We start from the raw sequence: 19,810 nt of genomic DNA on the forward strand, positions 1-19,810 counted from the left end.
CTGGCGCCTCCGGTTGCGGAGCCACCTTCATCGTGCGTCGCGGAGCTTGAGAATGTATGTGGCGGTAAGCGCAACGGCACGGTCTTCGTCGTTCGACAGATCTGCGAGGGCACGCGACGCCGTGATCCCCGGGATGTCCGCGAGCGCCTGTGTCAGCCGTCGACGTGCCGACGATTCGATGCCGCCGTGGGCGAGGCGGTCGACGAGCCCGGTAGCGATCTGGTCGGCCAGCGCGGCATCACTCGCCAGCGCGCCCAGTGCGTCGGCCGCATCGACGTCGTTCGCCCCCTCGACGATCATGTCGATGAGCGCCGGGACCGCGTCGGCCACTCCACGTGCCCCGAGCGCCAGAGCCGCACACCTGCGAACCACGACGTCGGAGTTCGCGAGGGCGCGCCGCAGCAGTGCGGTGGCCGCACCGTCCGGAATCTCGGCGATGGACTGGACGGCACGTTTCCGCACCTCGGCTACCGGTGACTCGAGTCCCTCCGCCAGCAGCGGCACTCCGCTGTCGCCCGATTGCGCCAGAGCCCATCGAAGGGCTCCGGCGACGTTCGGGTCCGTCTCGTTCAGCGCCGCCTCGACCAGGGCTTCCACCGGCGCCGGAACCTCTTCGACCGACGACAAGGCCGCGCGCTGCCGCTTCCCCGCGCTCTCCGACCCCAAGGCCTGGAGGAGTGCCACGATCCGGAGGACGTCCTCCCAGTCGGCGGGTTCCGCGGCACCGATCCGACGCAGCCGCGTGAGCAGTTCCGTCTCGGCCGCGATCCGTTCTCGCGTCTGGCGGATGAGATCGGCGACGAGCTCCGAGGGCGTGAAGCCGGGGTCGTCCAGCGCGCGCCCGACTTCACGCAGCGACAGCCCCAATGACCGCAGGCTCTCGATATGGAAGACTCGCCGGATGTCCTCGCTGGAGTACTCCCGGTAGCCGGCCTCGGTACGACCCGTTGGCCGCACCAGGCCGAGCGATTCGTAATGCCTGAGCATCCGGGCGCTGACCCCGGACCGTCGTGCCACATCGCCGATCAACACCGCCTGTCACCCCTCCTGGCCGGCCGTGCCGAGGACCGAAACGCGCTTCGCCTCCTCGATCGCGTACTCGAATCCCGCATCCGGGTTGCGCAACAGCCGTTCCGTGGCGATCGCGTGCTGACGCACGCGAGGGTCGCGATTCGTCATCGCGGCGCGCAGGGTCGGCATGATCACCTTACCGAGCGCGATCAGCGCCCGGCTGAGGCTCAACTGCGTCTCACGCTCGCCGCGTCCGAGCTGCGTCGCCAACACCCCGGCCAATTCGGATTCTTCACCTTCCGGCGCGAGTACGACCGCTGCCCGCCAGGCACTCCGCGCCACCTCGTCGTCGGCGTCGGTGAGCAGCGCCCGCGTGATCGCCGGCCATGCCCGCCGATCCCCGATCTTGGACAGCGTGTGCAACGCCTGGCTTCGCGCCTGCGCACGCTCCGAGCGAAGTTCGTCGATGAGCTTCGGAACCGTCATCGATGACGAGTGACGGGTGAGCGCCCAGGTAAGCATGTCGCGCACGTAGAAATCGGGCTCGATCGCGCACCGTTCGATGAGCTTGTCGATGAACCGCGGGTCCGGGGCCGTGCCGACCGCCAGCACTGCCTGCAGCCGCACCGACGAGCTGCTGTTCTCAAGCCCTTGAAGAACTCGCGACGTGTTCGTGTCCTCTTTTGGCGTGGTCATCGGGATCACCTCCGTGGCCACAGTGAAGGCCTTGTCACTGTGTCAAGGTCAAGCGGGGCCACGCCGTGACATGTCGGGGCACCCTCGACGAGCCGACGGTCACGGCGGCGCGGACTCCGCCGCCTGATCCCTGTCCGGACCCGCGTCGGTCTCACCCGCCGGTGTATACAAGGCGAATATGACAGCGGATACCTTCACGGATTCGACAGCATTCCTCGCCTCCAAGGGCGCCGCCGAGATCCCTCACCCCGGCGGCACGCTCCTGGAGCACCTGCACCGCGTCGCTGCCCAGCTCGAGGACTGGGACGCGCCTGAAGAGGTGCGACTCGCCGGTCTGTGCCACGCGGCCTACGGCACGGACGGCTTCGGCCACCGGCTCCTCGACCTCGCCGACCGGGCCGTGCTGGCCGCGGTGATCGGGGCCCCGGCCGAGGCGCTGGTGTATCTCTACGCCTCCTGCGACCGCGCAGCCACCTACCCCGCCCTGCGCTTCGTGGACCGCTTCACGGGCCAGCCGGTCGACCCCTCCGACGCCGAACTCCGGGCGTTCATCCTGATCACGGCCGCGAACGAGATCGACGTCGCCCGGCACAACGCGGACATCCGCGCGGAACACGGGCCCGCGCTTCACGCGTTCTTCGCCCGTAACCGGCACCTCCTGCCACCGGTCGCCTGGGAGTCCGTCAAGGAGACCTTCGCCGTCCGCATCGCTAGCCTCGATCACCTGGTCCTGACCGTGGCCGACATCCCCCGGACGATCGACTTCTATCGGGACGCCCTCGGAATGGAGCCGGTGACCTTCAGCGGTGGCCGCCACGCGCTCGCCTTCGGTTCCAGCAAGATCAACCTGCACCGGGCCGGGCACGAGATCCGGCCGCACGCCCTCCGCACCGTGCCGGGCAGCGCCGACCTCTGCCTGATCACCCACTCACCCCTGGATCAGGTGGCCGCGCATCTGAACGCCGTGGGCGTGCCCATCGAAGAGGGTCCGGTCCCCAGGACCGGCGCGCTCGGCCCGATCACCAGCCTGTACATCCGCGACCCGGACCACAACCTCATCGAGATCTCCACCTACGACTGAGGACATAGCCGAGTGAGCCCGCGCTGGGGCGAGGTCTCGAGGAGACGCGCCGGGGCCGCCCGGTCAACCGGCGCAGCGGTCGTCGGTGAGGGATCTGTTCGCATCGGGATTCCCGAGGGACACCGCCGCGTTCCAGTCGGCACAGGCGGCGCCGGTGTCGCCCAGCCGGGATTCGGCCACGCCACGCTGGTAATAGGCGTCGGCGTACTGCGGAATCAGTCCGATCGCCGCGTTCAGATCGGATATCGCCCCACGCGGGTTGCCCAGCGCGATCCCGGCCACTCCCCGGGAGTAGTAGGCCTCTGCCAGCTGTGGGTCATAGGCGATGGCCGTGGAGAGGTCCGCGTACGCGCCCGAGTAATCGCCCAGAGCGATCTTGGTCTTACCGCGCTCGCTGTAGGCGGCGGGGAAGGTCGGAAGCCGCGACACCTCGTAGTCGAGCTCGCCGAGTGCCCCGGTGTAGTCGCGGTCGTGGTACTTGATCAGGCCGAGGTAATGGTGCGCCAGGACGAAGTCCGGGTCAAGGGCGACGGTGCGCTCGAAATCCGATGTGGCGCCGGTGTGGTTTCCGTCGCGGAACCTGGCGATGCCCCGGCTGTTGTACGTGAACGCAACGCCGGGCTCTTTGGCGATGGCGTCGCTCATGATGGTTTCCGTATTCTGCCAGGCCGTGTTCCGGATGACGGTCAGCGTGGCGAAGAGGATCACGAACACCGCCGTCGCCCCGATCGCGCCGACACGCAGCCTGCGATCAGGGTGCCGGAGCGCTGTGTCCGCGAAATGTCCGGCGATGAGGAAGAGGCCGAGATACGGCAGGTACGCATATCTGTTCGCGTGGTAGCCGTCGATGAGGAGAACGGCCTGGGTCGGCGCGATGGTGACCGCGAAGAACCCGAGTCCGAAGACGACGATTCCGCGAGCTCGCCTCACCAGCAGCAAAGCGGCGGTCCCGGCTGCGAGCGCGAACGGGAGAAGGTAGAGGTACCAGGGAAAGGGCGTGTGGGGGTACTCGTAGGCGAGGGACAGGCGGAACGGGAAGATCGCCTGCACCAGATGGTTGACCAACGCCGAGCAGGTCAGGAGAACCCGGTCGGCAACGGTGTACCCGTGCTGCGGGATCACATCCTGCCGTACGTTCAGTGCGACGAGAACCGTGATCGCGGCGACGACGAGAAACGGCATCTTCTCCAGGAACAGACGCCGGTTCGGCCTGCGGCCCTGCACGTGGTCCACCAGGAACAACACCAGGGGAAGCGCGACGGCGGTCGACTTGGAAAGCGCGGCCAGCCCGAAAAGGACCACGGACCAGGCCAACGGCTGCCAGCGCTGTGACCCGATGTAACGCAGGTAGACCAGGAGTGCGGCCAGTGAGAAGAGCGTGGCCAGCAGGTTGCTACGGGCGGAGATCCAGGCGACCGTGTCGGCGTTCACGGGATGGATCGCGAACGCCGTCGCGACGAAGCAGGCCAGGAAGGCACGCTCGGTGAGCCGGCGGAACAGCAGGAACACCAACACCACATTGGCCAGGTGCAGTATCAGGTTCGTGAAGTGGTACATGCCGATCGCGCCGTGGCCGAACAGAAAGTCGATCGCGTACGACACGTACACCAGCGGCGTATACATGAACTGCAGCGGCGTGGTGAACCAGTGGCCGATGTTGGCCCCGCTGAACTCCCGGATGGAGACGTTGTCCACCACGCCCTCGGGATCGTCGAAATAGATGAAACCGTTGCCGAGGCCGTTGGCGTGGACGGCGAAGGCTCCCGCGACGATCAGGAACAGAATCTGCCATTGCAGGGAAGGATTCTGCGTTCCGGTCGCAGGTCTGCGCGCGGCGGCATAACGAGCACCGCGGCGAACGGCCGGGCGAGCGGGCGTCATCACACGCCTCCAGTGAGCGTCGTCGCTGTCGGGCGTCCCAATCCCACCGGCGCTCTTTCGCCGGCTTTCCGGTTGTCCGCCACGCGGCCGTACCCTTCACGGCGCGCATTCACCGGAAATGGCGGACCGTCTCGGACTGTACGCCCGCACTGATCGGATCCGATACCGACCGCGGCCCTCGTCGTCCCGCAGAGGGGCCTGATCAGGCGAGCTTGTCCAAGGCGGCGAGGTCGCCGTCTGAAACGATCAGACCGCGGTACGGTCCGGCCGCCCCCGCAAGGCGACGATGCCGATGGCGAACAGCGCCGCGAAGAAGACGAGGTCCGGCACCAGGAACCAGGCCCCGGGCAGCCCGAGGGCGCCGAGGAGGCACGAGACGATCAACGCGACCCCGATCCACCACGGCAGCGTCCGCGCCCTCAGCACGGCGATGCCGAGGCAGATCGAGCCGACGACCAGCGTCAGGAGCGCGACACCCTCGAAGACCGCGAAGCCCGCCGGTTCCTCCGCGGGGATGCCGCCGTGGCCGACCAGATAGGGCTTGACGAAGGCCTCAGTTGTGCCCTCGCCGACATTGAGCATCACCAGCGCGGCGAACACGCCGACGTAGCCGGCGATGTGCAGCTTCGGCGCGCGCCCGGCGAAGGTCAGGATCACCGGCAGCCCCAGCGCGATGACGACGTCCCCGACCAGTGCGATCCCCTCGAACAGCGGCCAGTTCTGGTAGCGGAACACCTCCTCGCCGCTGCCCGGCGCGAGCAGGTTGGCGGCGAGGTAGCCCGCCGCCGCGACGATCGTGCCGACGATGAGCGCCCATCCGGCGAGACGTCTCACGTTCACGGTCATGGTCTCCTCCATGGTGTGCAGCGCCAGGCGCTGTGCGCGATGCCGTCCGTCGGCGGCGCGTCCTCAGCGTCGGTCCCGCGCACCCGCGGCGTCGTCGTACGGGGGTCGGCGCCGGTTCATACCCCGGTCGCGAACCGCGCTGCCGGATATGCGACCTGCGGATGACGCCACGCGAGCGTGCCCGCAGTAACTTGCGGGTGTGATGGACGTGACAGACCCGGTCCAGGCCCGGGCGGAGTCGCCGGCGCGTGCGTGGCTGCGGCACAGGCCCGCCGGGCTGCTCCCCGACGCGCTGCTCGCCCTTGCGATCACCGGCTTCGCCCAGGCCGACCTCGCGTTCCATCTCGACAACTCGACGCCGTACGGCCCGATGCCGGCCGTGGTCGTCTCCACGCTGGTGGCGACCTCGATCCTGGCGTTGCGCCGGGTGACGCCGCTCGCCACCGCCGTGATCGTCGCGGTCGCGATCGCCGGGCCGATGCTGGCGACGCCGCTGACGGTCACACTGTGGGGCGACTTCCTGCCCATCCTGGTCGCCACCTACTCGGTGGCCCGGCACAGCGTGTCGGCGCGGGCCTTCATCGGCGTGGCGGCCGTCGGGGCCGGCCTGGTCGTGGTGTTCCTGCGCAACCCGGAGTCCGGCACCGTCGGCAACATCCCGTTCGTCGCGGTGCCCTTGGCGGTGTGCTTCGTCGCCGGCCGGGTGTTGCGTGCCCGCGCCCGCAGCCACTCCGACGACCGCGCCCGGGCCCGGCAACTGGAGGCCGAGCGCGAGGAAGCGATCCGAGTCGCGCTTGCCGACGAGCGCGCCCGCATCGCGCGCGAGTTGCACGACATCGTCGCCCACTGCGTCAGCGTCATGGTGGTCCAAGCGGGCGCCGCCGAGGACCTGCTCGACCGCGACCCGCAGAAGGCGCGAGCACCGCTGCGCTCGATCCAGGAAACCGGACGGCAGGCCGTCGGCGAACTCGGGCGCATGCTCGGCCTGCTACGCGGGGAACGGGCCCAGCTCGAGCTCAAGCCGCAGCCGGGCACGGCCGACCTGGCCGAACTGGTCGACCACATGGGCACGATCGGTCTGCCGGTCGAACTGGCCGTGGAGGGTTCGGCCCGCCCCCTCCCACCCGGCCTGGACCTGACCGTCTACCGGATCGTGCAGGAGGCGCTCACGAACGTGCTGAAACACGCCGCTCCGACCACCGCGCACGTCAGGTTGCACTACGACGATCAGTCCGTACGGGTGAGCATCCGCGACTCCGGGCGAACCGGCGGGCCGGGCGGAGCCGACACCGACCGCGTCGGGCACGGCCTGATCGGGATGCGCGAACGGGTCGGGCTCTACGGTGGTTCGCTCGAGACAGCGGGCACGCCCGGCGGCGGCTTCACCGTGACGGCGCAGTTGCCCCTGGAGGCGGGCCAGCGATGATCAGGGTCCTGCTCGTCGACGACCAAGCCCTCGTACGCGGCGGTTTCCGCTCGATCCTGGAGGGTCAGGACGACATCGAGGTGGTCGGCGAGGCGGTCGACGGCATCGAGGCCATCGACCGGGGGTCCGTGCTGCAGCCCGACGTCATCCTCATGGACATCCGCATGCCCCGCCTGGACGGCATCGAGGCGACGCGCCACCTGCTGAACCGCGGCCACTGCCGAGCGCGCATCCTCATGCTCACGACATTCGACGAGGACGAGTACGTCTACCAGGCGCTGCGGGCCGGGGCGAGCGGCTTCCTGCTCAAGAGCGCACCACCGCGCGAGCTGGCCGGAGCCGTTCGTACGGTCGCCGCGGGCGAGGCACTACTGGCACCGGAGATCACCCGGCGGATGATCGAGGACTACGTCCGCCGCCCACGGCCGGGCTCCGAGCACCCGGCCGGGCTCGAGACGCTGACCCCGCGCGAACTCGAGGTACTGAGGCTCATCGCCCGAGGCCGCTCCAACGCAGAGATCGCCGCGGAACTCTACCTCAGCAAGCCGACGGTCAAGACCCACGTCACCCGCATCCTCGCCAAGCTGGGTCTCCGCGACCGAGTCCAGGCCGTGGTCTTCGCCTACGAATGCGGTCTCGTCCACCCCGGCCACTGACCCACTGCGCCGAAGAGGCGCATTCGGGTTGAACATGAGAGTCAATTGCTTACGCGATCTCCACGCCGGCATCTTCCTGCAGATCGCAACATGCGACTCCATATGGAGTGATCACCTCAGAGATTGCGCCGGCATCAAGGGATTGAACGTCGACAGCTCTACGCCCTGCACACACGCCGCCAACTGGAATGAAGCGAGCTATTCGATCTGCGAAAAGCATGGCGACTCCGCCGAGACGGTTGGCGTGGATTATGTGAGCCCGAAGGACCGCAACAATGACCGGTTGCCGGTTTGCTGGGCACCTCAGAGCGAGAATCGCCATATGGAGGAGGAGGCCGAACACGCCATAGGTGGAAGTGTGATGACTAGAGAGGCTTGATGGCTGGGGTTACGGGGTCGAAAGTCCAGTCCGACCTCGGCGAGCAAGCCGGTGACGGCACGAGCAACGGTCCCTCCGCCTGGCGGAGCAGCTTGAGACAGGCCAGGTGGTGCTTCCGAGGTGTGGCCTGAGTTCCGCATCGGACGCAGCCGCATCAGCGACAGGGGACCCCCAAGCAGTTCGCTCGTATGCAGCGGGCGGGCGAGCGGGCAACCACGCTCGCCCGGCGACGCTCTTCGTCATGACCGCGTGAGGGGTCGGGTCTCCACTGCGCCGGTGACCGCGAGGTGGCGGCGGCGGCTCGGCATCATCATGGTCGGGTGGGAGACGCTCCAGGCCGCGCTAGCGCAGATCATCTCCTTGATGCGGGCGGCGGTCCGGCCCGTGAAGACGGTGGACGTGACCTGATCGTCGGGGGTCACGCGCTGGATGATTCCATCGCGGCGTCCGAGGCTGATGCACTGCAGGGAGTAGCCGATCGTGGTCTCGGGAACCTTGCGACCAGTCAAGCGCGCGGCGATGACGTCGGCTGCCAGCCACGCCATCGGGTTCGCCGAGGCGCAGGACATCCGCAGCGGCTTGCCACCCGCGCCCATGGCGAGCGCGGCGTCGCCGACGGCGTACACATCGGGGTGCGAGACCGATCGCATGCTGGCGTCGACGACGATCCGGCCTGTGTCGGACACCTCAAGGGTGGTGGCGGCCGCGATCGGGTGCACGGTGAAACCCGCGGTCCACACGGTCACCTGGGCCCGGATCTTGCTGCCTGTACCGGTGACCACGCCGTCCGGTTCGACGCGCGTGATGTCGACGTGGTCGTGGACCGTGATGCCGAGCCGGTCCAAGGCGCCGCGCAAGTGGCGCTGGGCCTTGTCGCTGAGCCAGCCGCCGACGCGACCGCGGGCGGCGATCGCGACCTCAAGGTCCGGGTGGGCTTCGGCGATCTCGGTGGCCGCCTCGATGCCGGTCAGCCCGCCGCCCACGATCAGCACGGTCCCACCGGGCTTCACCTCGCTCAGGCGCGCCCGCAGTCGGAGAGCGGCCTGCTTGCCGGCCACGTTGTAGGCGTGCTCGGCGACACCAGGGACGCCGTGATCGGCGATGGCGCTGCCCAGGGCGTACACGAGGGTGTCATAGGCGAGGGTCTCACCGTCGAGATCGACGGTCTTGCCTTCCACATCGACAGCGGTGACCCGCGCGATCCGGACCTGTACGCCGGTGCCCGCGTAGAGGTCGCGCAGTGCGCGAGGCTGCAGATCCTGCCCGCTCGCGAGCTGGTGCATGCGCACCCGTTCGACGAACTCCGGATCGCCGTTGACCAGGGTGATCTCGACGTCGTCGCGGTGCAGCCGCTTGGCGAGGCGACCGGCGGTGTTGGCTCCGGCGTACCCCGCTCCCAGGACGACGATGCGGTGCTTCATGACTCGCTCCTATCTGGTTGCTTTCACCTCCTGAACCGGACAGGCGCGCGATCCCTGACAGGGATCAAATGTGATGTGGGTCACCAGCTCGCCGGGAGCGGGCGATGAGGTCCAGCGGCCGCCCACTGGCGCGCGATGCGCTGAAGTTTGTCGGGGTTGACCTGGATGTGGATCGAGGCGAGGCCTTCGGGGGTCGCATCGAGGCAGAGCACGCCGATGATCTGCTCGCCGACCTCGACCAGCACGGCAGGACCGCCGTTGACGACGACGGCGTAGAAAACGGGATCGCCGCCGACGAGGGCTCGTTTGGAGTCGCTCCGCTGGAACATGCCACGCAGGTACTGGGCGATGCCCATCGCTCCGATGATCGGGGTCCTGCGAGCGACGACCTTACCGCCGCCGTCGGCCACGCTGACCGCGTCGTCGGCGAGCAGCCGAATCAGTGGCTCGGTGTCGCCGCTGAGGGCCGCGGCGAGAAACTCCTCGACGATCTTCCGCGCGGCGACCGCATCAATCTCCGTACGGGATCGTTCGGCAGCCAGATGCTGCCTGGAACGCCGGTAGATCTGCTGGCAGTTCGACTCGGTGATGTCCAGAATCTCCGCGATCTCGCGGTGCGCGTACCCGAACGCCTCGCGCAGCACATACACGACGCGCTCATTGGGGGACAGCCGCTCCATAAGGGTGAGCATCGCCATGGAGACCGACTCACGCTGCTCGAAGGTGTCGGCGGGGCCGAGCATCCGATCTCCGTCCAGCACCGGCTCAGGAAGCCACTGCCCCACGTAGGTCTCCCGCCTGGCCCGCGCCGAGGTGAGCTGGTTGAGGCAGAGATTGGTGAGCACCTTCGTGAGCCACGCTTCGGGCGTCTCGATCCGTTCCCGGTCGGCCGCATGCCAGCGCAGGTACGTATCCTGCACCGCGTCCTCCGCATCGCCGGCCGATCCCAGCAGCCGGTAGGCGATCGCCTCCAAACGGCCCCTGGAGCTCTCGAACAGATCGGCCTCGTGCGTGCGGAGCGACATTGCCCCATGATCGGGCATGCGCGCAGGTCGCGTCCACACCGGGTCCGCCTTGACCGTAGCGTGAGCCGTCGACATGCCGCCCCAGATCGGCTTCGGTCCCTCGGTACTCGTTGCCCCTACCCAGCGAGAGGCGGGCGACATCAGCCAGCGCCCACAGCGAACGATCACCCCGCCCAGGAAGGGGCGGAACCAGCACCGGCACCCGCCCCGACCTTGGCGTACGGGCCGGGGTGCTGGACCTGATTGAATTTGAGCCCTGGGCCGGTGGACCGCAGTCGCCAAGCAAGCCCAGATACCGCAAGGCATCGTCCGGCAGGGCCGCGATCTGCGTGCATCATGGGATCGCGAGCGCGCCATTAACGCCGTTATGTGCCCTCGCCCAAGGCGTTCTCGCGAGCGGTCTTCGCCTCCTCGCCCACCAGGTAATGCACGGTCGTGCCCGGCAGGGTAGGCAGCTCGGCCCAGTGAGTGATCGGGTCGTCACAAATCTGGTGGTCCTCACGGTCCCGGCCGTAGGGCAGGCGGACGACACCGTCAGAGTCGACGAAGCAGTCGTGGTACTCACGCCCGTCCTCATCGAAGTGACGGGTGGTGAAGTACATCGGCCGCACCAGCCAGAATTCCTGCCCGGCGTTCGGATCGCGCCCGTCCACATCGTCGGACGCGAAACGGCCCGTAATCGCGGCGGCCACGGGCATTCCGTCCTCCGGCAGCCTCTGCCGTGAGTCCACCCACTCCACCTCGGCGCGCATGTTCACCCCGGCTCCGATCTTTTGTCAGGTACGGCCATTTTCGCATTCCCGCCCTTGCCCCTCCGTTCACCGTTGGCGAGCGGAACGCGCAGCCCTGGACGCCCCCGAAGCGATCGATACCAGCGCTCTACTATCGCGCCGAGGAGCGAAGGAGAAGGCGTCGGAGACGGATCCGGCGGGCACACCAAGCCGTCATCGCCGACGCGATGAATCGCAAGATCAAAATGCCAAGATCCAAAGTTGATGGCACGTTGATGGCACGAAGCCCCGTGGCGTGATCGCTACGGGGCTTGTTTTGGCTGGTGGGCGGTACTGGGTTCGAACCAGTGACCCCTCGCTTGTAAGTCAACTCAGGAAAGGCCAGGACCAGCACCGGCACCCGCCCTCACCTGGCTGTACGATTCACCGTTTCCACCGCCGTCCAGGCTCGTCCACGGCCATTGTCATCCAGATAGTCACTCGCGCGCTGCTACGACCAGTCGGGAACTGTGCGACAACCTCGACATGGAGGCCTCGGCAGAGACCTCAATCGGGGTTCAGCCGGGTACCGCTCGATGCACTAGATCCACTGCACGCGGACGATGTATACCTCGCGTTGGGGCTCGAGCACTAGATACGTCACGAGCCCCCGCTCTCCAAACGGCATGACCCGCATGTTGCCATCCGGCTTACTGGGCGTTTGCGGCCCGCCGGCCCAGGGCTCCAGTTCGATCAGGTCCAGTATCCCGGCCAGATACCGGAGGGCGTCCTCGGGAAGGGCCGCGATTTGTTCTTGAGCGACAGGATCGGGCTCAACAATCGAGTACACCTACCGCTCGACCCCGCGCTCCATCAGGAGTTGACGCCACGACTTGTCGCCCCGGGGGATCGGCTTGCCGGCGTCGGCCATTTCCTGGACGCGGGCAGACCGCTCGTAGAGATCCCTGCGGCCCTGCGGGTCCTTGATCGAGTCGCACGCAATGAGCCACCAGGTGTGGATGAACTCGCTCAGCCGACCAAGGTCCAAACTGGCGCGGACCTCAGCCAGGACGACGTCAAGACCCGCGTCGAACCCATCTCGGTCCTGCGGCACGACCAACGCTCTGCGGATGGCACGCAGATTCTTCTCCGGAAGGGGACCTTCGGGAGTGAACTCCTGCGGTTGCGCGCTCATGTGGCCAGTGTACGTACAGGTACTCGGGCCGGCCCAGGCGATCACGAGACTCGAGAGGTGATTCAGTCTGCGGACAGACGCGCGACTTCAAGAGGTAACCGGCCTCACTGATCATTGGAGATTGCACGAGCAACGGCCCCACTGCCTAGCGAAGCAGCTTCGGACGCGCACGGTGGTGCTCTTCCCTGGCGTGGCCGGCAGCGAGAAGGAGACCGGCGTCGCAGGGGCTATGTCAGCGCCCCATCTCCGAGCGCAGGATTTCCTCGTGCCGCTCGGCGAGGTCCGGCTGAGCCTCGAACGATGCCAAGAACGGGAGGTCGCGCTCCGCTGGGGCAGGCTCGGCTTCCCGCCCGCGAACCAGTTTCGGAGCGGACGGCGACTCCGACTCCGGCACCTGGTCCATTGGGTGCCACGGTTCCTCGGGGTTGGCGCTCACGCCCACAGTCTGCCCTCAGACGCGCCGAAGGGCATGGCGACACCTCGACGATGAAGCCGGTGTATAGCAAGCAAGCTCAAACGAGTTAAGAGCCACGGCCAATGGCACACTGACGGCACGAAGCCCCGTGGCGTGATCGCTACGGGGCTTGTTTTGGCTGGTGGGCGGTACTGGGTTCGAACCAGTGACCCCTCGCTTGTAAGGAGCTAAGATCGCTCCCGGCGGTACGCTGACCTGCGCGCCGACCTGGGACACCGCTCCCCCGTCGACCGTCTCCAAGCTGCCGTAATGGCACGCTAATGGCACGGCGATCTTCCCTCTTGGCGCAGCTCGCAACCTCTTCTGATCATGGCTTGTCGGCCATCTCTCCGCCGTCTAATGGCACGCTAATGGCACGGCGATCAAGGGGTGTACTGCGAGGTGCAGACCTGCACGCATCTCCCCTGCCTGATCTTCCCGTCTGCCTCGACCCACCGCGAAGCGGCAGCGGGCTGGCGACGGAAGGTCAAGCCCGTCCTCGCGTGTACCTCAACCGGCCGCCGTTCCTCGATCATCGGATGCCAACAGCCACGGATGGGCTTGAGCTGGAGGAGTCGGGCTGCTGGGCTCTGCCTGGGTCGCGGCAGGCGGGACGATCAGGCCCACCTCAGCCACTACGGACCCGGCTCGTGCTCGTCGCGATCATCCCGGAGCCGAGGCCCCCGCCGGAGGCATTAAAGGCGACGTAGGAGCTTGACGAGAACAACGACGACGAGAATGAAGAACCCCGCCATGAGTAGGAGAAACACACCTCCCACGACCAGCTCGTAGGCGCTGGGAATCAGGAGGTTTTCGTCCGTCGCCAATGCGGCTCCTCGTCATGCGGTGGAAGCTCAGAATAGGTGACTGGGATGTCATCGCGTAGAGCAGTGCACTGGCGATCGAAAGCGGGGCGTGGGGCGCGGCCACCTGCGTCGCGTTCGTTGGGTACGGGGCGAGGCGGTGCGGTGCCGGCCTGCCGCCGGCCCCGCGCGAGAACGGCCCCCAGGCCGCACGCGCAGCGCGGGGATCGGCGCGGGGCCGTGGCGGCGGCGCGGGCCGCGCCGCCGCCCTTGATTCCTAAAAGAACAATTCGGCAGACTTCGACTTCGACCCCCACCGGGATACTTATGAGCGGGAGAGCGCTCGGTCTCGTTCACGCGCACAGTATGGAGCCGAACGTCAATGTCAGATGAGACTTATCGAGCGCTGATTCACCCCTTAGCGTGGGGCTTGATCGGGCTGGCGGCCTTGAGCCTGATCCTCGGGATCTACGTGCTCGCCATACGAGGCAAGCCGGGATGGTTACCCGGTCGGGCGCGGAGCGTTCGATGGCGGCCTTAAGGGTGGGCGCAGATCCTCGGGTCTGTTTGGATCACACTGCAATGGCTACCGCAGGCATTGGACTGGGACCCGGCGGCGAGGCTGTGGCTTCTACTGGCCGGGCTCGGCGTGATGGCTGCTTGGATCGTGCTGCTTCTGAAGGCTCGGCCCGCTAAGGGCGATCAGACCGAGTTGAGTTGATGCCTTCGAGAGCAAGGGGCCAGGGGTAGGTATCGATGCTGTCGGCTCCAGTGCTTGGGGCGTGGGGTTCGAAAAGGCCGGGGCCAAGGAGGACGATTACGCCCTCGACGCGTAGGCCTTCGACGGCCTGCCGAAATGGGGCTCGGGCGGCTAGCGCTGTGTTGACGAAGGGCAGGACGACGACGGGGATGCCGAGGCCGGGGGCTTCGGCGAGGAGGCCGAGGGCGTAGGTGTCGGCGATGCCTTGGGCGAACTTGTTGATGGTGTTGTAGGTCGCGGGGGCGACGATGATGGCGTCCGCCCGGGGCGGCTTGGGATCGCCTGGTTTGCGGTACTGGCTGCGCACGGAGCGGCCGGTCTGCTTCTCCAGCGCGGGCACGTCGATGAAGTCGAGCGCGTTCGGGGTGGCGACGATCTGGACGGTCCATCCGTCGTCCTGAGCCATGGTGACGAGCTTGCCGACGTCGCCGGCCGGTCCTGCGGCGCAGACGATGATGTACAGGACCTTGCCGGTGTTGGTCACGCGGTGACTCCAAGGGATTCGGCGTACTCTCGCGCTTCGCGTCGGATGCTGATGGGCGCGGTCGCGAGGATGTCGCGGACCAGCCTATGAGTGGCGGGGCGGGTGGTGATTTCCTCGGGGGCGATGTCACCGGCCGCGCGCAGGATGTAGAGGGCGCGGTCGTGCTTGCCCCAGGCGAGGAACGCGCGAGAGGTGTCCAGGAGGACGGTCGCCTTGCGCTCGTTGATGGGCAGGGCGTTGATGTCGATCCTGCGGGCGTTCTCGATCGCGGTTCCCGCGTCGCCGAGTGAGAGGGCGATGTTCACGCGGTGGCACAGGACGTTTTTCGGGCCGAACGCGGTCCACATGTGGTTGCCGTCGTAGCCGAGTCGTCGGCCTGCGTCCTCGGCCTCGTCCAGGAGTTCGGCGGCGGTGTGCCGGTTGCTGTGCTGGGCGGCGGCGACGGCCCCGCGCAACAGAAGTGTCCCGTACACCGACAGGTCGTTCGGGGACGGCTGGGCCAGGGCGGCGTTGAGGCGTTGGGCGGCGCTGCTGGCCATGCCGGTAGCTGCTCGGTGGTGGCCGCCGTCCATCAGGGCGTGGGTAATGATGCGAGCGCTTGAGCCCATCATCAGCGGGCTCTCGCTGGCCTGGGCGGCGTGGACGCTGCGATCGGCGGCGAGCCAGGCGAGGCCCTTGTCCTCCTGCTTGAGCAGGATGGAGGCTGCCACGTGGTGCGCCTCGGCGGACAGGGCGTGCGCCTTGAGCCGGGCGTCCCCGTCGAGCGTGGCACACGCGAGGCGCAGAGAGCGGATCAGCGCGGGAAGCATCGCCGCGACCTCGGAGTATCGGCACGCCTGGTAGGTCCGCTTCGCCCGGGCGACGGCGGAGGCAAGTTGCGACAGCTCCGGGAGCTGGGGGCCGGCGACCGGGTATTCGGTGAGGGCTGCGGCGAGATCGTCGGCGCCTGCGGCTTCCTCGTCGCGGCTGAGGGGTTGGGCTACTACGGCACTGAACAGGGCGGCCCCCGCGAGGCCGACGAAGTCACGACGTCGCACTTCGGTCTCGTCCTCTCCGTGTCGGACGAGATCAACGGTAAGTGGAGCCAGTGCGGAGGTGAATGCCGGGCGGGCATCCTGCCGTGGGATGGCTGCGGCGGCCAGGTCGCGAGGAGCGAGGCCGAGAGCCATGCGGGCCTGGTCGGGCATGTGCAGGCCGTCGGCGATGCGCTCGAACACTTCCAGGGCGGTGACCTGCTGGCTTCCGCTCATGATGGCGCTGACCTTGCCCTGGCTGTAGCCGGTCAGGCTGCCGATCGCGGTCTGGCTCAAGCCGCCGTACTGGCGGACGAGGCGGAAGACTGCGCCGATGTCGCGGGTCTTGAGCGCGGCGAGCATGTCGGGGCGGTGCCATAGCGAGGCGGGGACCTCGTACGGCTCGGCCATGCGTGGCGGCATCCGCGGGCTTTCCCTTCGCACCGGGGCGGGCAATGGAAAGTGCCTTCCACTGCTACGCGGTCGCGACCTATCCCGTCAAGGGATGCCACGCGGGGATGGGCTGGGAGAACGAGAATTCCGACCCTTGATCCCATGGTTACGGAGATGGACAGATGCGGAGCCTGCCGGGGGAAAGGCTGGCGGTTCGTTCGGAAGTCCTCGGCCGATGCCCGGCTTCGGCTTGACGGTATGGCCGTGGAGTTGACGGCGGTCGAGTGCTTCGACTGCGCAGGTACCGGCGTGCCGGTGGCGGCGTGATGGGTGCCGATCAGCTCGTGTACGGTCGGCGGCCCCCGGTGGTCACCGCTGCCCGCACTGCGGAGCGGCTGCGTGTGGAGCTGGAGCAGTACGGCGTGGCCGCCGACGTGCACGAGGGGTACGGGTTGGCGCTGGTGTCGGTCTGGGTCGAGCTGGTCGTCTGGACCGATGGTCACTGGTTCCGCTGGCGCTCGGGCCGGACCTCGACCAGCGGGCGGCCGGTCTACGCCTTCGCCCCGGCCTCCGACGTCGTCACCGCCGCGCGCCGGGTGGCGCATCGGTACGGGCAGCTTCGCCGCGTCCACCCGTGCCCTCCGTACCTTGCTGGCGAGGGCTCGTGAACGATCTGGACGAGCCGAACCGTCTGCACAGCGCACACGTCCCCATCCGCCGGGGCAACTTCCGGGAACTGGAGTGGTGGGAGCCGACACCCTCGCGACGCGTCCGGGTCCTGGCCTGGACCTGCGACTGTCAGGCACGGTTCTACGAGTTGTGCCAGTCGGGCGGTGTCGCCTTCATCCGGCGCACTGTGCAGAACGAGGACGCCCCTGAGATCAGCGAGACTCACCGCTGGCGGGTGGGGCAGGGCTGGGAGACCTGGTCGGCGCTGCTGACTGGTCAGGTCCGATAGACGGGCTGGCGGCGTGGTCGACCTCCTACCCTCGTGCCGAGGAGAGCTTTGAGGAGAACACCCGACTACTCGCCAACCCGCTCGCTTCTCCCGAGGACGTCGAGGACCTGGACGGCTGGACCCTCCACCGGCTCGCCACAGCGCCCTGACACACGACGCCGAAGGCGGCACCTCTACTCCGATGCTGCTGGCACGCTCCCGCCACGCCTCCGTCCGTTTCGACACCCGAACCACCGTCGTCGGGACATGCAGCTGATGCCGCATACCCGTCCGGAGGACGGCTCTCGCATGGCGAGGGTCGGACCTCACCAGCGATCAGATCGAAGCCTCGTCGGTCAGTGAGGGCACGGCGCACGGGCGGAGGACCATGAGCGAGTCCTCCAAGGCCGCCACCATGGCGAAGGGGAACCGGTCGAGTTCAAGACAGAGTGCGACGTCATCAGGATGGGCTCCTTGGCGCACGCCTTCCGTCAACTCGGCGGCGGCGCGTGACTCGGCGGCGCGGCGGAGGAACTCAGCTGCGTCCGCCCCGGCCCCGGTGGCCCTCTGGGCGATGTATTGGGCGCACGCCAGATCTTCATCGGCGCGCCCGTCGTCGCCGGTTACCACGAACGTGACGCTGCCGCACCCGCGTGTCCGCAAGAGCCGAGCCGTTGCCTCCGCCACCACGAAGCCGGCGCACAGCACGAGCGACGCCTCCTTGACCGCAAGGGCGCCGACCGTTCCTGCGGTGGTCTTCTGCACAACGGTCCGTCCGCCAAGGTCGACAGACCGCAGCACGCCCGGCGAGTTGACGGTGTCGAACCCGGTCGCCAGCGGACCGTCTTTGAGCGCCACCCAATCCGGGTGGCGAGCCTTGAGTGCCAGGGCTTCGTCCAGCGACTTAGCAAGAACGATCTTTTCCGCTCCCTGAGCGAAGGCCCAGGCAGCCACTGTGAAGGCACGCATGACGTCGACTACGACCGCCGCGGACGGGGCTTCGACCAGCTCAGCGATGGCAAGGAAACGAGTCTCCATCCGGTCATGATCGCGCATGCCTGACCCGAAGCACCCAGACATTGACACGCATTTCTTCGACCGTCTCGGAATGCGACATCTCCGGCTGCCTGCGTCTCAAAGCAGAGCGCAGCGACGCGCCTGCTCAATTGCCGCATGCGTCACCCGCACACGGTCTCTGCGGGCGCAAGGCACACGCGCTCACGCACGACGCCGAGGACGGAACCTCCCCTCCGATGCTGTTGGCCCGCTCCCTGGAGCGGTACGCCCGCCCCGGCGTCGATCGACCCTCACCGCTACGTCTGGCGACCGGTCAAGCCAGGTGATCCCGAGCTGGCCCCGATCGGCGTGCGGCTGCTCCGCTCGGTGCACGAACGCCAGCGCTGGCGCAACCACATGAACCAGCTCCAGGCGCTCGGGGACGGGCCGAATCTTTCGGCAACGGAAGCGAGGGCGGCCTGATGGCGAACAAGGCAGGTCACCGCCGCTTCGGGAGCATCCGCAAGCTGCCGTCCGGGCGCTTCCAGATCCGCTATCCGGCGCCGGACGGGAAGCTGCGCAGCGGAGAGACGACGTACGAGCGGGAGCGCGACGCCGAGCGGGCGTTGTCGCTGCTCGAAGCGAAGATGGTCACCGGGGACTGGACGGACCCTCAGCGGTCCAAGGTCAAGCTCGGCGACTACGCGGCCAAGTGGATCAGCGAGCGGACGGAGCTGCGTCCCCGGACGGTCGAGATCTACAGCGGGCTTCTCCGGCGGCACGTCGCTCCGTATTTCGGCAACGTCGCCCTCGGGAAGATCAATACGGAGATGGTCCGCGAATGGCGGGCGACCCTGGCGAGCAACGGCGTCGGTGCAACGGAGATCGCAAAGGCGTACCGGTTCCTGCGGGCCGTGCTGATGACCGCGACGGACGACCAGCTCATCCCGCGCAACCCCTGCCGCATTCGAGGTGCCGGAGAGGAGAAGTCGGAAGAGCGGCCGGTCCTCACGGTGGCCCAGGTCTTCCAGCTCGCCGACCTGATGCCCGTACGGCTACGCGCGTTGATCCTGCTCGCCACCTTCGCGAGCCTGCGGTGGGGCGAGGTCGCGGCGCTGCGGCGAATGGACCTGGACCTGAACGCCGGGACCGTCAGCGTTCGGCAACAGCACGTCGAGTTGGACACGGGCGAACTCCTCGTCGGGCCGCCCAAGTCCCGTGCCGGTCTGCGGACGGTAGCGATCCCAGAGGCGATCATTCCGGCGCTGCGTCAGCACCTCGACCAGTTCACCGAGTCGGAACCGACCGCGCTCGTCTTCACCGGGGCGAACGGCGGCATCCTGCGGCGCAGCAACTTCCGGCGGGCCGTCAAGTGGAGCGAGACGACACGCAAGCTCGGCGTCCCCGGGCTCCACTTTCACGATCTTCGCCACACCGGGAACACGATCGCGGCCAGTGCCGGCGCTTCCCTCCGTGACCTGATGGCACGCATGGGCCATGACAGCGTGCGCGCGGCGATGATCTACCAGCATCGCACGGCGGAGGCGGACCACCAGATCGCCGACGTCATGAACGGGCAAGATCGCACAGGTCCTACCGACCGAGGCGAGTGGTCACTGAACAAGATCGACTGCGTCCGCTAA

General features: G+C 67.8%; 18 protein-coding genes. 6 read left to right on the plus strand and 12 right to left on the minus strand.

Annotated elements, in window-relative coordinates:
• Positions 1 to 27 precede the first annotated feature (27 nt).
• Positions 28 to 1,032 (minus strand): HEAT repeat domain-containing protein, encoded by a 1,005-nt coding sequence (locus tag Msi02_RS08350; protein WP_204047790.1) that lies wholly within the window; start codon positions 1,030 to 1,032, stop codon positions 28 to 30.
• Positions 1,033 to 1,038: 6 nt separating this feature from the next.
• Positions 1,039 to 1,707 carry a HEAT repeat domain-containing protein gene (locus Msi02_RS08355; protein WP_204047791.1) on the minus strand — a complete coding sequence of 223 codons (669 nt, stop codon included), beginning with the start codon at positions 1,705 to 1,707 and terminating at the stop codon, positions 1,039 to 1,041.
• A gap of 178 nt (positions 1,708 to 1,885) precedes the next feature.
• Here Msi02_RS08355 and Msi02_RS08360 point away from each other — a divergent pair, with 178 nt between their 5' ends.
• Positions 1,886 to 2,788, plus strand: coding sequence for a VOC family protein (locus Msi02_RS08360; RefSeq protein WP_204047792.1), 903 nt, complete (start codon positions 1,886 to 1,888; stop codon positions 2,786 to 2,788).
• A gap of 63 nt (positions 2,789 to 2,851) precedes the next feature.
• Here the strand turns inward: Msi02_RS08360 and Msi02_RS08365 are convergent, their stop codons facing one another.
• Both Msi02_RS08365 and Msi02_RS08370 read right to left on the minus strand, forming a co-directional pair.
• Complete coding sequence (locus Msi02_RS08365) at positions 2,852 to 4,669, minus strand: tetratricopeptide repeat protein (protein WP_204047793.1); 1,818 nt, start codon at positions 4,667 to 4,669, stop codon at positions 2,852 to 2,854.
• A 246-nt stretch (positions 4,670 to 4,915) separates the two neighbouring features.
• A complete protein-coding gene (locus tag Msi02_RS08370; RefSeq protein ID WP_204047794.1) occupies positions 4,916 to 5,515 on the minus strand; it encodes a hypothetical protein in 600 nt (199 codons plus the stop codon).
• Positions 5,516 to 5,717: 202 nt separating this feature from the next.
• On the opposite strand from Msi02_RS08370, the gene Msi02_RS08375 reads away from it, so the two are divergent.
• Positions 5,718 to 6,941 carry a sensor histidine kinase gene (locus tag Msi02_RS08375; RefSeq protein WP_239108234.1) on the plus strand — a complete coding sequence of 408 codons (1,224 nt, stop codon included), beginning with the start codon at positions 5,718 to 5,720 and terminating at the stop codon, positions 6,939 to 6,941.
• Entirely contained in the window at positions 6,938 to 7,597 is a 660-nt protein-coding gene (locus tag Msi02_RS08380; RefSeq protein ID WP_204047796.1) for a response regulator, read from the plus strand. The genes Msi02_RS08375 and Msi02_RS08380 overlap by 4 nt, the downstream gene beginning before the upstream one ends.
• A 618-nt stretch (positions 7,598 to 8,215) precedes the next feature.
• Here the strand turns inward: Msi02_RS08380 and Msi02_RS08385 are convergent.
• The 7 genes from Msi02_RS08385 to Msi02_RS08415 form a co-directional block, all read right to left on the minus strand.
• Positions 8,216 to 9,397 carry an NAD(P)/FAD-dependent oxidoreductase gene (locus tag Msi02_RS08385; RefSeq protein ID WP_204047797.1) on the minus strand — a complete coding sequence of 394 codons (1,182 nt, stop codon included), beginning with the start codon at positions 9,395 to 9,397 and terminating at the stop codon, positions 8,216 to 8,218.
• Positions 9,398 to 9,477: 80 nt separating this feature from the next.
• Positions 9,478 to 10,440, minus strand: coding sequence for an RNA polymerase sigma-70 factor (locus tag Msi02_RS08390; RefSeq protein WP_239108226.1), 963 nt, complete (start codon positions 10,438 to 10,440; stop codon positions 9,478 to 9,480).
• A 347-nt stretch (positions 10,441 to 10,787) separates the two neighbouring features.
• Positions 10,788 to 11,174: an AQJ64_40280 family protein gene (locus tag Msi02_RS08395; RefSeq protein ID WP_308441788.1), complete on the minus strand. Its 387-nt coding sequence runs from the start codon at positions 11,172 to 11,174 to the stop codon at positions 10,788 to 10,790.
• An 808-nt stretch (positions 11,175 to 11,982) separates the two neighbouring features.
• The gene (locus Msi02_RS08400) at positions 11,983 to 12,327 is read right to left on the minus strand and encodes a DUF6247 family protein (RefSeq protein WP_204047799.1); all 345 of its coding nucleotides are present in this window, start codon (positions 12,325 to 12,327) and stop codon (positions 11,983 to 11,985) included.
• A 232-nt stretch (positions 12,328 to 12,559) separates the two neighbouring features.
• Entirely contained in the window at positions 12,560 to 12,763 is a 204-nt protein-coding gene (locus Msi02_RS08405; RefSeq protein WP_204047800.1) for a hypothetical protein, read from the minus strand.
• A gap of 1,513 nt (positions 12,764 to 14,276) precedes the next feature.
• Positions 14,277 to 14,828, minus strand: a complete 552-nt coding sequence (locus Msi02_RS08410; RefSeq protein ID WP_204047801.1) for a flavoprotein — start codon at positions 14,826 to 14,828, stop codon at positions 14,277 to 14,279.
• Positions 14,825 to 16,252 carry a helix-turn-helix domain-containing protein gene (locus Msi02_RS08415; RefSeq protein ID WP_239108227.1) on the minus strand — a complete coding sequence of 476 codons (1,428 nt, stop codon included), beginning with the start codon at positions 16,250 to 16,252 and terminating at the stop codon, positions 14,825 to 14,827. Before Msi02_RS08415 ends, Msi02_RS08410 begins: the two co-directional genes overlap by 4 nt.
• A gap of 308 nt (positions 16,253 to 16,560) precedes the next feature.
• Between Msi02_RS08415 and Msi02_RS08420 the strand changes: the two genes are divergently transcribed.
• Both Msi02_RS08420 and Msi02_RS08425 read left to right on the plus strand, forming a co-directional pair.
• Positions 16,561 to 16,902, plus strand: coding sequence for a hypothetical protein (locus Msi02_RS08420; RefSeq protein WP_204047803.1), 342 nt, complete (start codon positions 16,561 to 16,563; stop codon positions 16,900 to 16,902).
• The gene (locus tag Msi02_RS08425; RefSeq protein WP_204047804.1) at positions 16,899 to 17,192 is read left to right on the plus strand and encodes a hypothetical protein; all 294 of its coding nucleotides are present in this window, start codon (positions 16,899 to 16,901) and stop codon (positions 17,190 to 17,192) included. Before Msi02_RS08420 ends, Msi02_RS08425 begins: the two co-directional genes overlap by 4 nt.
• Before the next feature lie 315 nt (positions 17,193 to 17,507).
• Here the strand turns inward: Msi02_RS08425 and Msi02_RS08430 are convergent, their stop codons facing one another.
• On the minus strand, positions 17,508 to 18,227 hold the full coding sequence (locus tag Msi02_RS08430) for a 2-phosphosulfolactate phosphatase (protein ID WP_204047805.1): 720 nt from the start codon (positions 18,225 to 18,227) through the stop codon (positions 17,508 to 17,510).
• Positions 18,228 to 18,649: 422 nt separating this feature from the next.
• Between Msi02_RS08430 and Msi02_RS08435 the strand changes: the two genes are divergently transcribed.
• On the plus strand, positions 18,650 to 19,810 hold the full coding sequence (locus tag Msi02_RS08435; protein ID WP_204047806.1) for a tyrosine-type recombinase/integrase: 1,161 nt from the start codon (positions 18,650 to 18,652) through the stop codon (positions 19,808 to 19,810).

It is taken from the genome of Microbispora siamensis (assembly GCF_016863095.1).
In the GTDB taxonomy this organism is placed as follows: Bacteria; Actinomycetota; Actinomycetes; order Streptosporangiales; family Streptosporangiaceae; genus Microbispora; species Microbispora siamensis.